Annotated in this window: 11 protein-coding genes; 6 read left to right on the forward strand and 5 right to left on the reverse strand. The window is 57.0% G+C overall.

Annotation, left to right across the window (positions count from 1 at the left end):
* Positions 1 to 13: 13 nt before the first annotated feature.
* Entirely contained in the window at positions 14 to 334 is a 321-nt protein-coding gene (locus AB3N39_RS20355) for a PTS fructose-like transporter subunit IIB (protein WP_111963972.1), read from the reverse strand.
* Between the two features lie 14 nt (positions 335 to 348).
* The gene (locus AB3N39_RS20360; protein WP_288459947.1) at positions 349 to 1,428 is read right to left on the reverse strand and encodes a PTS fructose transporter subunit EIIC; all 1,080 of its coding nucleotides are present in this window, start codon (positions 1,426 to 1,428) and stop codon (positions 349 to 351) included.
* Between the two features lie 305 nt (positions 1,429 to 1,733).
* Here AB3N39_RS20360 and ptsP point away from each other — a divergent pair, with 305 nt between their 5' ends.
* From ptsP to AB3N39_RS20375, 3 genes are read left to right on the forward strand one after another with little or no spacing between them, the layout of a single operon-like run.
* Positions 1,734 to 4,235 carry a phosphoenolpyruvate--protein phosphotransferase gene (ptsP, locus tag AB3N39_RS20365; RefSeq protein WP_288459945.1) on the forward strand — a complete coding sequence of 834 codons (2,502 nt, stop codon included), beginning with the start codon at positions 1,734 to 1,736 and terminating at the stop codon, positions 4,233 to 4,235.
* A 14-nt stretch (positions 4,236 to 4,249) separates the two neighbouring features.
* Positions 4,250 to 4,912 (forward strand): fructose-6-phosphate aldolase, encoded by a 663-nt coding sequence (fsa, locus tag AB3N39_RS20370; protein ID WP_133295342.1) that lies wholly within the window; start codon positions 4,250 to 4,252, stop codon positions 4,910 to 4,912.
* A gap of 12 nt (positions 4,913 to 4,924) precedes the next feature.
* A complete protein-coding gene (locus AB3N39_RS20375) occupies positions 4,925 to 6,028 on the forward strand; it encodes a glycerol dehydrogenase (RefSeq protein WP_136196031.1) in 1,104 nt (367 codons plus the stop codon).
* An 84-nt stretch (positions 6,029 to 6,112) separates the two neighbouring features.
* Here AB3N39_RS20375 and katG read toward each other — a convergent pair whose 3' ends face one another.
* The 3 genes from katG to argE all read right to left on the reverse strand — a co-directional run bounded on the left by katG (position 6,113) and on the right by argE (position 10,742).
* Positions 6,113 to 8,293 carry a catalase/peroxidase HPI gene (gene katG / locus AB3N39_RS20380; protein ID WP_136196032.1) on the reverse strand — a complete coding sequence of 727 codons (2,181 nt, stop codon included), beginning with the start codon at positions 8,291 to 8,293 and terminating at the stop codon, positions 6,113 to 6,115.
* Between the two features lie 147 nt (positions 8,294 to 8,440).
* Entirely contained in the window at positions 8,441 to 9,328 is an 888-nt protein-coding gene (gene metF / locus AB3N39_RS20385) for a methylenetetrahydrofolate reductase (protein WP_023309676.1), read from the reverse strand.
* Positions 9,329 to 9,590: 262 nt separating this feature from the next.
* Positions 9,591 to 10,742 carry an acetylornithine deacetylase gene (gene argE, locus AB3N39_RS20390; RefSeq protein ID WP_136196033.1) on the reverse strand — a complete coding sequence of 384 codons (1,152 nt, stop codon included), beginning with the start codon at positions 10,740 to 10,742 and terminating at the stop codon, positions 9,591 to 9,593.
* Between the two features lie 88 nt (positions 10,743 to 10,830).
* Between argE and argC the strand changes: the two genes are divergently transcribed.
* The 3 genes from argC to argH all read left to right on the forward strand — a co-directional run bounded on the left by argC (position 10,831) and on the right by argH (position 14,069).
* On the forward strand, positions 10,831 to 11,835 hold the full coding sequence (gene argC, locus AB3N39_RS20395; protein ID WP_111963965.1) for an N-acetyl-gamma-glutamyl-phosphate reductase: 1,005 nt from the start codon (positions 10,831 to 10,833) through the stop codon (positions 11,833 to 11,835).
* 6 nt (positions 11,836 to 11,841) lie between these two features.
* Positions 11,842 to 12,618, forward strand: a complete 777-nt coding sequence (argB, locus tag AB3N39_RS20400) for an acetylglutamate kinase (protein WP_090420882.1) — start codon at positions 11,842 to 11,844, stop codon at positions 12,616 to 12,618.
* 77 nt (positions 12,619 to 12,695) lie between these two features.
* Positions 12,696 to 14,069 (forward strand): argininosuccinate lyase, encoded by a 1,374-nt coding sequence (gene argH, locus AB3N39_RS20405; protein WP_039264229.1) that lies wholly within the window; start codon positions 12,696 to 12,698, stop codon positions 14,067 to 14,069.
* The last annotated feature ends 26 nt before the right edge of the window (positions 14,070 to 14,095 follow it).

Consider the following 14,095-nt stretch of genomic DNA (forward strand, 5'->3'; position numbering starts at 1 on the left):
AGGCGGGAAAGCGTCAGGCGGTTTGCGCCAGGTGGGCATCAATTTTGTTCATGATGGCGTCAGCGCGTTTTACCGCGTCGCTGATATTGACGCGTACAATGGTTTTCCCGGCAAAGCGCTCTTCGAACTTAATGCCGATATCTTTGGTCAGGATCACCATATCTGCGGCGGCAACGTCTTCTGCCGTCAGTTCATTCTCCAGGCCAATCGACCCCTGCGTTTCAACCTTCACTTCCCAACCTTTAGCTTTGGCGGCACTTTCCAGCGCTTCGGCCGCCATGTAGGTATGAGCAACGCCTGACGGACATGCTGTTACTGCAATAATTCGGGTCATGTTCTCTTCCTCACTCAGTTAATTTCGAAATCCAGATCTAGGTCGTCCTCTTTTTCCACGACCTGTTTTGCATTCTTACGGGCAATACTCTTCAGCACGTTAACGCTAATGGCCGTCACCACAGCCCCCACGGCAACCGCCGCGATGTAGCCGAGTTTGCCCTCCACCACAGGGAGAACGATGAGCCCGCCCCAGCCGGCATAGCATTGCGCGCCCATCACGGCGGCCGTCACTGCGCCAGATGCGGATCCCAGCATGATGGAGGGAATGACACGCAGAGGATCGGCTGCGGCGAACGGAATGGCCCCTTCGGTGACCCCCACGCAGCCCATCACTAATGCGGCCTTACCCGCTTCACGCTCTTCACCGGTAAAATTCTTGCGATTAATCACCGTCGCCAGGCCTAATCCCAGCGGTGGCACACAGATACCGACTGCCGCAATCGCCACCACGGTGTAGACGCCCTGTGCAACGCAGATCAGCATGAAGGCATAGGCGACTTTATTAATCGGGCCGCCCATGTCGAAGGCCAGCATCAACCCCATGATGACGGCCAACACTACGATGCTGCCCTGCTGCATCCCTTGCAGCCACTGGGTTAAGCCCGCCGTCAACGCGCCAACTGGTTCACCCAGACCCCACATCATGATGCCTGCGGTAACAAAGGTGCCGATGATAGGGATGATGAAGATAGGCATGACGGATCGCAGCACTTTCGGGACCGGCAGTTTTTTCAGATACCAGACGACAATCCCGCCGAGGATCCCGGCAATAATGGCGCCGAAGAAACCCGCACCGAAGCTGTTACCGACCCACGCGGCAATAGCGCAAGGCGCCAGCGCTGCGCGCTCGGCAATGGAATAGCCAATATAGGCGGCCAGGAAAGGCACCATCAGCGTCAACCCTGCTACGCCGATATCGAATAGCTTTTTGAGGTTGGGATCGGTTGCTGCATCCGGGACCGCACCCTTGCCGTACAGCATGACCGAGACCGCCAGCAAAATACCGCCTGCGACCACGAACGGGATCATGTGTGATACCCCGGTCATCAGATGCTGCCGCGTGTTCTTGAGAATATGCACCAACTCTTTCATATGTCGCTCCTGGCCTAAAACCATAAAGATGTTGTGGCAAACAATAGGCAATCAGGAAGACGGCTAACAGGAGACAAAAAGGCCATTTACTGGATTTTTGTAATGTCGAAATAAAAATGAGATCCGCCTCCACATTTCTGATCAATGGTACGCATCAGACAAAACACCACAACCTGTGAGTCAAATCTCACTTTTCACGTGATATTACATTTGTCCAGCTTTTGGCAGATTTGTCACATGGCGCGCGTCATCAACACACTCGTATGCTGTTGCCCAATGAATGAGGATTGATTTCAGGAGTGTGTATGGCTCTCGTAGTGGAATTTACCTGTGAATTACCCAACGGTGTTCACGCGCGTCCGGCAAGTCATGTGGAGACGCTGTGCAATACGTTTATCTCGCAAATCGAATGGCACAACCTGCGCACAGACCGTAAAGGGAATGCCAAGAGCGCACTGGCACTTATTGGTACCGATACGCTGGCAGGCGACGCCTGTCGTCTGGTGATCCATGGTGAAGATGAGCAGAACGCCCATCAACATCTGGAACAATGGCTCCGGGAAGAATTTCCACACTGTGATGCGCCGCTCGCAGAAGCCATCAATACTGGGCGCGATCCGCTGCCAGAATCTCTCGCACGCCTTAATCCAACGCTCTTTCGCGCCCTGCCTGTGTGCAGCGGTAGTGCCCAGGGCGTGCTGACGTTGCTGACCTCGCTGGATCTCAATGCACTGACGGATTTACCCGACGGGAAAAGCGTGGAAGATGAACAGTCAGCGCTGGACAACGGACTCACCCTGTTGGTGAAAAACATTGAACTTCGTGCGCTGGACAGCGACAGCACCGCCAGCGCAATTCTCGACGCGCACAGATCTCTGGCGACGGATACCTCTCTGCATCAGCATCTTCTTGCTGGCGTGAGCCAGGGGCTAAGCTGCGCGCAAGCGATAATCGCCACAGCCAACCATTTCTGCGATGCGTTCTCTCGCTCCAGCAGCAGCTACTTACAGGAACGTGTGCTGGATGTGCGCGATGTTTGCTATCAACTTTTACAACAAATTTATGGTGAACAACGCTTTCCGGCACCGGGACAACTCACTCAGCCGAGCGTCTGCCTTGCCGACGACCTCACGCCCGGCCAGTTCCTGGAACTCGATAAAACTTTGCTTAAGGGGCTACTGCTAAAAAGCGGTGGAACAACCTCGCACACCGTTATTCTTGCACGCTCCTTTAATATTCCGACACTAGTGGGCGTCGACAGCGAAAGCCTGCTGCAGTGGCGCAATAAGCCCGTATTTATCGATGGCAATGCCGGTGCGGTCGTGGTCAATGCCAGCGATGCGGTAACACGCTACTACCGACAGGAAGCACGGGTACAACAGGCACTACGCGAGCAGCAGGGCATCTGGCTTGACCGGGAAGCCAGAACCGCAGACGGCCTGCGCGTTGAGATTGCCGCTAACATCGCCCATGCGGTGGAAGCGCAGGCAGCATTTGGGAACGGCGCCGAGGGCGTTGGCCTGTTTCGCACCGAAATGCTTTATATGGACCGCAGCAGCGCGCCCGGTGAAAACGAGCTCTACAACATTTTCTGCCAGGCGCTGGAAAGCGCAAACGGGCGCAGCATCATCGTGCGGACCATGGATATCGGCGGCGATAAACCGGTGGAGTATCTGAATATCCCGGCCGAAAATAACCCGTTCCTCGGCTACCGCGCCGTACGTATTTACGAAGAATATGCAGTGCTTTTCTCCACCCAGCTTCGGGCGATCCTGCGCGCCTCTGCTCACGGCAGCCTGAAGATAATGATCCCGATGATCTCTTCCATGAAAGAGATCCTGTGGGTGAAAGAGAAACTTGCCGAAGCGAAACAACAGCTCCGCGCGGAACATACTCCGTTTGATGAGAAAATCCCGCTCGGCATCATGCTGGAAGTGCCTTCTGTAATGTTTATCATCGATCAGTGCTGCGAAGAGATTGATTTCTTTAGCATCGGTAGCAATGACCTGACGCAGTATCTGCTGGCCGTTGACCGCGACAACGCCAAAGTCACACGCCATTACAACAGCCTTAACCCGGCCTTCCTGCGGGCGCTGGATTACGCGGTGCAAGCCGTCCATCGCCAGGGTAAATGGATTGGCCTGTGCGGCGAACTGGGTGCAAAAGGTTCGGTGTTGCCATTGCTGGTGGGTCTGGGTCTGGATGAGCTGAGCATGGGGTCGCCCGCCATTCCGGCAACCAAAGCGCGTCTGGCTCAGCTTGATAGCCGCGCCTGCCGCCAGTTGCTGAATCAGGCTATGGCGTGTCGCACTTCGCTTGAAGTGGAACACCTGCTGGCGCAGTTCCGCATGAATCAGCAGGACACACCGCTGGTCATACCACGCTGCATTTCACTGGACAATGACTGGAACAGTAAAGAAGAGGTCATGAAAGGAATGACCGATAACCTGCTGCTTGCAGGACGTTGCCGCTATCCCCGCAAGCTGGAGGCCGATCTGTGGGCGCGCGAAGCCGTCTTCTCCACCGGTCTCGGCTTTAGCTTTGCCATTCCGCACTGCAAATCGGAGCACATTGAGCAATCCACCATTAGCGTTGCACGCCTGAAAGCCCCCGTCACGTGGGGGGATGAAGAAGCACAATTCATCATCATGCTGACGCTGAACAAACATGCCGCGGGCGATCAGCATATGCGTATTTTTTCCCGCCTGGCACGCCGCATCATGCATGAAGATTTCCGCAACGCGCTGGTTAACGCCAGCTCCGGGGAGGCGATTGCTTCCCTGCTACAACACGAATTAGAACTGTAAAACGAGGAAGAGTGATGGAACTGTACCTGGATACCGCCAACGTGGCGGAAGTTGAACGCCTGGCGCGCATTTTTCCCATAGCGGGCGTCACCACCAATCCGAGCATCATTGCCGCCAGCCGTGAATCCATTTGGGACGTGCTGCCGCGCCTGCAAAAAGCCATCGGGCCAGAAGGCACGTTGTTTGCTCAAACCATGAGCCGCGACGCAGAAGGCATGGTGGAGGAAGCCAAACGTTTAAGTAACGCCATCCCGGAAATTGTGGTGAAAATCCCGGTGACGGCTCAGGGGCTCATCGCGATTAAAGCATTGAAAAAAGAGGGGATAACCACGCTGGGAACCGCCGTTTACAGCGCGGCGCAGGGCTTGCTTGCCGCACTGGCAGGCGCGAAGTATGTCGCGCCGTACGTAAACCGCGTTGACGCTCAGGGCGGTGACGGCATTCGCATGGTCCAGGAGCTGCAATCCCTACTGGAACTGCACGCGCCGGAAAGCAAAGTGCTGGCCGCCAGCTTCAAAACGCCGCGTCAGGCGCTGGACTGCCTGTTGGCGGGATGCGAGGCAATCACGCTTCCCTTAGACGTAGCGCAACATATGCTCGGCACACCGGCGGTAGAGTCAGCCGTAGAGAAGTTCGAGCAAGACTGGAAAAACGCGTTTGGTAACCTCAATCTCTAAGGGAGAACTGTTATGGACCGTATCATTCAATCGCCGGGAAAATATATCCAGGGCGCTGATGTGCTTACCCGTCTCGGCGACTATTTGAAACCCCTGGCCAATCGCTGGCTGGTTGTCGGTGATAAATTTGTGCTGGGTTTTGCCGAAGAGACCCTGCGTCAGAGTTTTAAAAATGCGGAACTCTATGCCGAAATAGCGCCATTTGGCGGCGAGTGTTCACAAAATGAAATCGATCGGCTGAAAAAACTGGCCGACGGCGCCGACTGCCTGGCAGTCCTGGGCATCGGCGGCGGTAAAACGCTGGATACCGCCAAAGCGCTGGCTCACTTTATGGACGTGCCCGTCGCCATTGCACCGACTATTGCCTCCACCGATGCGCCGTGCAGCGCCCTTTCCGTTATCTACACCGACAGCGGCGAGTTCGATCGCTACCTGATGCTGCCGCACAACCCGAACATGGTCATTGTGGATACCAAAGTGGTAGCAGGTGCGCCGGCACGTCTGCTGGCCGCCGGGATTGGCGATGCGCTGGCGACCTGGTTTGAAGCACGCGCCTGCTCGCGCAGCGGTGCGACCACCATGGCGGGCGGCAAATGTACGCAGGCTGCGCTCGCGCTGGCCGAGCTGTGCTACAACACGCTGATTGAAGAGGGTGAAAAAGCCATGCTTGCAGCGGAACAGCATGTAGTAACACCGGCGCTGGAACGCATTATCGAAGCCAACACCTATCTTAGCGGCGTAGGATTTGAAAGCGGCGGACTGGCGGCGGCACACGCTATTCATAACGGTATGACGGCGGTACCGGACGCGCACCACTTCTATCACGGTGAAAAAGTGGCGTTTGGTACGCTGACGCAGCTGGTGCTGGAAAACGCGCCGGTAGAAGAAATAGAGGCCGTCGCGGCGCTTTGCCACAGCGTTGGGCTGCCGATTACGCTGGCACAGCTAAATATTAAAGAAGATATTCCGGCCAAAATGCGGCTGATCGCAGAGGCGTCCTGTGCGGAAGGAGAAACCATCCACAATATGCCTGGCGGCGTGTCGCCGGATCAGGTTTACGCGGCGCTGCTGGTGGCTGACCAATATGGGCAGCGGTTCCTGCAGGAGTGGGAGTAACTGGCATGAATAAAAATCCCCGCATCGGCGGGGATTTTTTTGCCCGTAGGCCGGGTAAGGCGTAGCCGCCACCCGGCACAAGGGTTACTTCACGTCAAACCGGTCCAGATCCATTACCCTCGCCCATGCTGCAACGAAGTCGCGGACAAACTTCTCGTGTGCATCATCACTGGCATAAACCTCGGCCAGCGCGCGCAGCACGGCGTTTGAACCGAAGACCAGATCGGCGCGGGTGGCGGTATATTTCACTTCACCGCTGACGCGATCGCTTCCGGCAAACAGCTCATTTGATTCGTCGGTCGCCTTCCACTGGGTATTCATGTCCAGCAGGTTCACGAAGAAATCATTGCTCAGCACGCCTTCGCGGTTGGTGAACACGCCGTTCTTACTGCCATCAAAGTTGGCACCCAGCACGCGCAGGCCGCCGATCAGCACCGTCAGCTCCGGTGCGGTCAGCGTCAGCTGTTGGGCTTTATCAATCAGCAGGGATTCCGTCGTGGACACATCCACCTGCGCACGGTAGTTGCGGAAGCCATCAGCAACCGGTTCGAGCAGGTTAAACATCTCGATATCCGTCTGATCCTGACGCGCATCCACGCGTCCCGGCGTAAACGGAACGTTGACGTAAACGCCCGCCGCTTTTGCGGCCTGCTCAACGCCTACCACGCCCGCCAGCACGATAATATCGGCCAGAGAGGCTTTGTTGGTGGTGCGCTGGATAGCCTCCAGAGCCGGCAGCGCACGAACCGCTGCGGCGTTCACGTCCCAGTCACGCTGAGGAGCAAGCGCCAGACGCGCACCGTTGGCGCCGCCACGCTTATCGCCACCGCGGAAGGTCGATGCCGACGCCCAGGCCACAGAAACCAGCTCGCTCACAGAGAGGCCAGAGGCCGCAATTTCCGCCTTCAGGCTTTCAATGTCCTCTTTGGTCGGATTGAATACCGCCTCCGGCAGCGGGTCCTGCCAGATCAGATCTTCTTTCGGCACTTCCGGGCCGAGGTAACGCGATTTTGGTCCCATATCGCGGTGGGTCAGTTTGAACCACGCGCGCGCGAAGGCTTCGTTAAAGGCCTGCGGGTCGTTCAGGAAACGGCGGGAAATCTTTTCGAATTCCGGGTCAAAACGCAGCGTCAGGTCGGTAACCAGCATCGTTGGCTTACGTTTTTTGGACGGGTCGAACGGGTCAGGCATGATTTCCGGCGCATCCACGGCTTCAAACTGAATCGCTCCCGCCGGGCTGCGGGTCTGCACCCATTCGAATTTAAACAGGTTCTCGAAGAAGTAGTTGCTCCACTGGGTCGGAGTTTGTGACCAGATGACTTCCAGACCGGAGGTAATGGCATCAGCGCCCACGCCCGTACCGTGCGTGCTCGCCCAGCCGAGGCCCTGCGCTTCAATCGGAGAGGCTTCCGGGTCAGTACCCACGTGGGTGGCTTCACCCGCGCCGTGGGTTTTGCCGAGGGTATGGCCGCCTGCAATCAGCGCCACGGTCTCTTCGTCGTTCATACCCATGTTGCCAAAGGTGGCGCGAATCGCTGCCGCCGCTGACAGCGGTTCGCCGCTGGCGTTTGGCCCTTCCGGATTGACGTAGATCAGGCCCATTTCGGTGGCAGCCAGCGGACGCTTCGCCAGCGCTTCCGGGTCACGGTGGGTCAGCCAGGCTTTCTCATCACCCCAGTTCACGTCCAGATCCGGTTCCCAGACGTCTTCACGTCCGGCACCAAAACCAAAGGTGCGGAAACCCGAGTTTTCCAGCGCCACGTTACCCGCGAGGATAAACAGGTCAGCCCAGGAAATTTTTTGACCGTATTTTTTCTTGATGGGCCACAGCAGACGGCGCGCCTTATCCAGGCTTACGTTATCCGGCCAGGAGTTCAGCGGCGCAAAGCGCTGTTGACCGCGTCCAGCCCCACCGCGCCCGTCAACGGAGCGATAGGTACCCGCGCCGTGCCAGGCCATACGGATAAACAGGCCCGCATAGCTGCCCCAGTCGGCAGGCCACCACGGTTGAGAGTCGGTTAAGAGTGCTTTGAGGTCGCCTTTAAGGGCGGAGTAATCAAGTTTGCTGAATTCTTTGCGGTAGTCGAAGTCTTCACCCAGCGGGTTCGAACGATTGGAATGTTGGTTAAGAAGATCGATGCGGAGTTGTTTTGGCCACCAGTCGCGGCTGCCTGTACCTGCGCCCGCGCTGTGATCGACGCCGCCCTGGTGGAACGGGCATTTGCCGACTGATGCCGCTTTATTGGTCTCGTCTGACGTGCTCATCGCTATGCTCCCTTTTACAGTGTTACCGTTACGATATACACCACTAGCAATAAGTTATAGTTGAATTAATCCACAGATTCGATAGCTGATACCTTTTAACTTTTTCCCCTGTTAAAAAGCCCTCAATTTAAGAGGGCTTTTGGTGTTTTACGCGGGGCGAACGCCCAGAGTGTGGCAGATGGCGTAGCTCATCTCCGCACGGTTTAGCGTGTAGAAGTGGAAATCTTTCACTCCTTCACGGCTTAAAATTTTCACCATGTCCATCGCGATATTAGCCCCCACCAGCTTGCGGGTTTCCGGGTCATCGTCCAGCCCTTCGTACATTTTGGACATCCACAGCGGAATGCGGACATTGGTCATATCAGCGAATTTCTTCGCCTGCTTGAAGTTAGAGACCGGCAGAATACCTGGGATAATTTCAACGTCGATGCCCGCGGAGACGCAGCGGTCACGGAAGCGCAGATAGCTTTCGACATCGAAGAAGAACTGGGTAATGGCGCGATTCGCGCCGGCGTCCACTTTACGCTTGAGGTTAAGCAGATCGGCCTGGGCGCTTTTCGCTTCCGGATGCACCTCAGGATAAGCGGCAACGGAGATATCAAAATCAGCCACGTCTTTCAGCAGCGCGACCAGATCGGCGGCATACATGTCCGGCTTACCGCTGCCCGGCGGCAGATCACCGCGCAGTGCGACAATATGACGGATGCCGTTATTCCAGTAATCCTGGGCGATAGCCCGTAACTCGTCGCGGGTCGCGTCGATACAGGTGAGGTGCGGCGCCGCTTCCAGACCGGTACGATCTTTGATGCCTTTGATAATGCTGTGCGTACGATCGCGCTCGCCGGAGTTAGCGCCGTAAGTCACGGAAACGAACTTCGGCTTCAGGCTGCTGAGACGATCGATAGAGCTCCACAGGGTTTGCTCCATTTCACTGGTGCGCGGCGGGAAAAATTCAAAAGAGACGTTAATCTGACCGTTTACTTCGGCCAGGCTCTGATTCAGTGCTTCCCGCTGGTTGGCGTGAAAAAAGCTCATACCTTACCTCTATCAATCACATGTCGTTGTCTGTTGTCTTGTGAACTTCTATACGTTTAGACGTCCAGATGTAAAAATGACGGAAAAGCAGAGGGACGTCAACATAAATAATCAACAATAACGGTGAGGTTTGCTCAGACAAGATGAAGAAAGTTCATGATGGGGAGTGAGACATCCCCTGCCCAGGACCTTACTGCCCTTTGGGTAAAGGGGAAAAGACCGCACCAGGCAGTCTTCTCCCTATGGGGTGTACGGTGCGGTTTTAATGCCAGCAGAAGTGATGCACAACCTGTGTAATCAGTTCGCGGGTTGGCTTGATGAAGCGGGTTTCCAGATATTCATCCGGCTGGTGCGCCTGGTTGATGGAGCCGGGGCCAAGGACCAGCGTAGGGCAAAGCGTCTGAATAAACGGCGCTTCGGTGCAGTAGTTCACCACGTCGGTTTTCTCACCGAGCAGCTTTTCCACCACCTCAACCAGCTGATGGTCCGGCGGGCATTCGTAACCCGGGATCGGCGGATGCAGTTCGGAGACCGTCAGGCGGCCCGGCCAGCGCTCGCTCACCGGGGCCAGCGCCTCATTCAGCAGGCCGTCGAGATCGCTGAGGGTCATACCCGGCAGCGGGCGGATGTCCATATGCAGTTCGCAGCAGGCGCATATACGGTTCGAGGCATCGCCGCCGTGCAGGCTGCCGAGGTTCAGGGTCGGATACGGCACGGTGAACGCGTCATAGTGATAGCGCTCTTTCAGATCGTCGCGCAGGGCCATGATGCGCCCGATGGCGTCATGCATCAGCTCAATGGCGTTCACGCCGCGCGCCGGGTCGCTGGAGTGGCCGGACTGGCCGAGCACGCGCACGGCCGTAGAGATATGGCCTTTGTGCGCGCGAATCGGTTGCAACGACGTCGGCTCGCCGATGATCGCGCAATCCGGGCGAATCGACGTGTTTTCAGAGAAGTAGCGCGCGCCAGCCATGCTGGTTTCTTCATCAGCGGTCGCCAGAATGTAGAGCGGTTTTTTCAGCTTCGTCACGTCCACGTCACGCAGCGCGTCGAGGATAAAGGCGAAGAAGCCTTTCATGTCGGCGGTGCCCAAACCGTAGAGCTTGTTGTCATGCTCGGTCAGGGTGAACGGATCGCGCGTCCAGCGGCCATCGTCAAACGGCACGGTGTCGGTATGACCGGCCAGCAGCAGGCCGCCCGCACCGGTTCCGGTGCTGGCGAGCAGGTTAAATTTGTGGCGGGTTCCGGGAACGGGCTGAACCTCAACGTTAAACCCAAGATCGCTAAACCAACCCGCCAGCAGATTGATTAAAGTCTCATTGCTCTGATCCAGCGCTTCTTCCGTTGCGCTGATGGACGGTGTGGCAATCAGGGCGCGGTAGATCTCGATAAATGGCGGTAAGTTCATTTTCATTGTTGACACACCTTAGGTCGTGATAGTATCAATATTCATGCAATAAATGTGAATAAAAATACATTAACGTTGAGCATAAAGGAACCCGATGTTGAATACGCTGATTGTAGGCGCTAGCGGTTATGCGGGCGCAGAGCTTGTAAGCTACGTGAATCGCCATCCACATATGACCATAACCGCTTTGACCGTGTCAGCGCAAAGCAATGATGCAGGAAAGTTAATTTCCGATTTGCATCCGCAGCTTAAGGGCCAGGTCGATCTGCCGCTGCAGCCCATGTCTGACATCAGCGAGTTTACCGACGGCGTCGACGTGGTGTTTTTAGCCACCGCGCACGAGGTCAGCCACGACCTGGCGCCGCAGTTCCTGGCGGCTGGCTGCGTGGTCTTCGACCTCTCCGGCGCGTTCCGCGTTAACGACGGCGCGTTCTACGAAAAATATTACGGTTTCACCCATCAGCATCCGGATCTGCTGGAAAAAGCGGTGTACGGCCTGGCGGAGTGGAGCGCTGACAAACTGAAAGAAGCTGACCTGATTGCCGTTCCGGGCTGCTACCCGACTGCAGCGCAGCTTTCCCTGAAGCCGCTGATCGACGCAGGCCTGCTGGATCTGAGCCAGTGGCCGGTGATTAACGCCACCAGCGGCGTGAGCGGTGCAGGCCGCAAGGCGGCGATCTCCAACAGCTTCTGCGAAGTGAGCCTTCAGCCGTATGGCGTGTTTAATCACCGTCATCACCCTGAAATCACGACGCATCTGGGCGCGGACGTCATTTTCACCCCGCACCTGGGCAGCTTCCCGCGTGGGATCCTCGAAACCATCACCTGCCGCCTGAAACCGGGCGTGACCAAAGAGCAGGTGAACGAGGCCTTCACGCAGGCGTATGCGGACAAACCGCTGGTGCGCCTGTACGACAAAGGCGTGCCGGCGCTGAAAAACGTGGTCGGTCTGCCGTTCTGCGATATCGGCTTTGCCGTTCAGGGTGAGCATCTCATCGTGGTGGCCGCAGAAGATAACTTACTGAAAGGCGCTGCCGCACAGGCAATGCAGTGTGCAAATATTCGTTTCGGTTTCCCGGAAACGCAGGCTCTTATTTAAGGTGTGATGATGAACCCATTAATTATCAAACTCGGTGGTGTACTGCTGGATAGCGAAGAAGCGCTGGAGCGTCTGTTTACCGCGCTGGTGAACTATCGCGAGTCACATCAACGTCCGCTGGTGATTGTGCACGGCGGCGGCTGCGTGGTGGATGAGCTGATGAAAGGGCTCAACCTGCCGGTGAAAAAGAAAAACGGCCTGCGCGTGACGCCTGCTGACCAGATTGACATCATTACCGGCGCGCTGGCGGGTACGGCGAACAAAACGCTGCTGGCGTGGGCGAAGAAACACCACATCGCGTCCGTTGGCCTCTATCTGGGCGATGGCGACAGCGTAAAAGTGACCCAGCTCGACGAAGAGCTCGGCCACGTTGGACTGGCGCAGCCTGGTTCGCCTAAGCTGATTAATACGCTGCTGGAAGGGGGTTTCCTGCCGGTGGTGAGCTCAATCGGCGTGACCGAAGAGGGCGAGCTGATGAACGTCAACGCTGACCAGGCAGCAACCGCGCTCGCGGCAACGCTGGGCGCGGATCTGATCCTTCTCTCCGACGTGAGCGGCATTCTGGACGGCAAAGGCCAGCGCATTGCGGAAATGACGGCTGAGAAAGCCGAGCAGCTGATTGCCCAAGGCATTATTACCGACGGCATGATCGTCAAAGTGAACGCCGCGCTGGATGCCGCACGCACGCTGGGCCGCCCGGTGGATATCGCCTCCTGGCGTCACGCTGAACAACTGCCTGCGCTGTTCAACGGTACGCCGATTGGCACGCGTATTCTGGCGTAATCGATTTAACGTTTTGTAGGCCCGGTAAGCGCAGCGCCACCGGGCAATGAAATTCAAAGATATTAAGGAAGCATGTTATGGCACTTTGGGGTGGGCGTTTTACACAGGCAGCGGATCAGCGGTTCAAACAGTTCAACGACTCTTTGCGCTTCGACTACCGCCTGGCCGAACAGGATATTGTCGGCTCTGTGGCCTGGTCCAAAGCGCTGGTGACGGTTGGCGTACTGACCGCAGACGAACAATTACAGCTGGAAGAAGCGCTGAACAATCTGCTGGAAGAGGTGCGTCTTAACCCGCAGCAGATCCTCGAAAGCGATGCTGAAGATATTCACAGCTGGGTGGAAGGCAAACTTATCGACAAAGTCGGCCAACTGGGCAAAAAGCTGCACACCGGACGCAGCCGTAACGACCAGGTCGCCACCGATCTGAAGCTGTGGTGTAAAGATACCGTTGGCGAACTGCTGGCGGCTAATCGTCAGCTGCAGAGCGCACTGGTGGAGACCGCGCAGAACAACCAGGACGCGGTGATGCCGGGTTATACTCACCTGCAGCGCGCCCAGCCGGTGACCTTTGCGCACTGGTGTCTGGCCTACGTCGAGATGCTGGCGCGTGATGAAAGCCGTCTGCAGGACACCCTTAAACGTCTGGACGTCAGCCCGCTGGGCAGCGGCGCGCTGGCCGGTACCGCTTACGAAATCGACCGTGAACAGCTGGCAGGCTGGCTGGGCTTTGCCTCCGCCACCCGTAACAGCCTGGACAGCGTGTCTGACCGCGACCACGTGCTGGAGCTACTTTCCAATGCCTCGATCGGGATGGTGCACCTGTCGCGTTTTGCCGAAGACCTGATCTTCTTTAACTCTGGCGAAGCGGGCTTCGTCGAGCTGTCCGACCGCGTGACCTCAGGCTCATCCCTGATGCCGCAGAAGAAAAACCCGGACGCGCTTGAGCTAATTAGGGGTAAATGTGGCCGCGTGCAGGGCGCGCTGACCGGCATGATGATGACCCTGAAAGGGCTGCCGCTGGCGTATAACAAAGACATGCAGGAAGACAAAGAAGGACTGTTCGACGCGCTCGACACCTGGCTGGACTGTCTGCATATGGGCGCGCTGGTGCTGGACGGCATTCAGGTGAAACGTCCGCGCTGCCAGGAAGCGGCGCAGCAGGGCTATGCGAACTCTACCGAGCTGGCGGATTATCTGGTGGCGAAAGGCGTACCTTTCCGTGAAGCGCACCATATCGTGGGTGAAGCGGTAGTGGAAGCTATTCGTCAGGGTAAACCGCTGGAAGATTTGGCGCTGGCCGACCTGCAGAAGTTCAGCGCGGTTATCGGGGATGATGTGTATCCGATTCTTGCGCTGCAGTCTTGCCTGGATAAACGTGCCGCGAAAGGCGGCGTGTCGCCTAAGCAGGTGGCGCAGGCGATAGCGGATGCGAAAAACCGTTTGGTTTAATCTGTCCTGACTGGTGCCCTCTCCCC

The sequence above is a fragment of the Enterobacter vonholyi genome (assembly GCF_040834095.1).
Lineage (GTDB): Bacteria > Pseudomonadota > Gammaproteobacteria > Enterobacterales > Enterobacteriaceae > Enterobacter > Enterobacter vonholyi.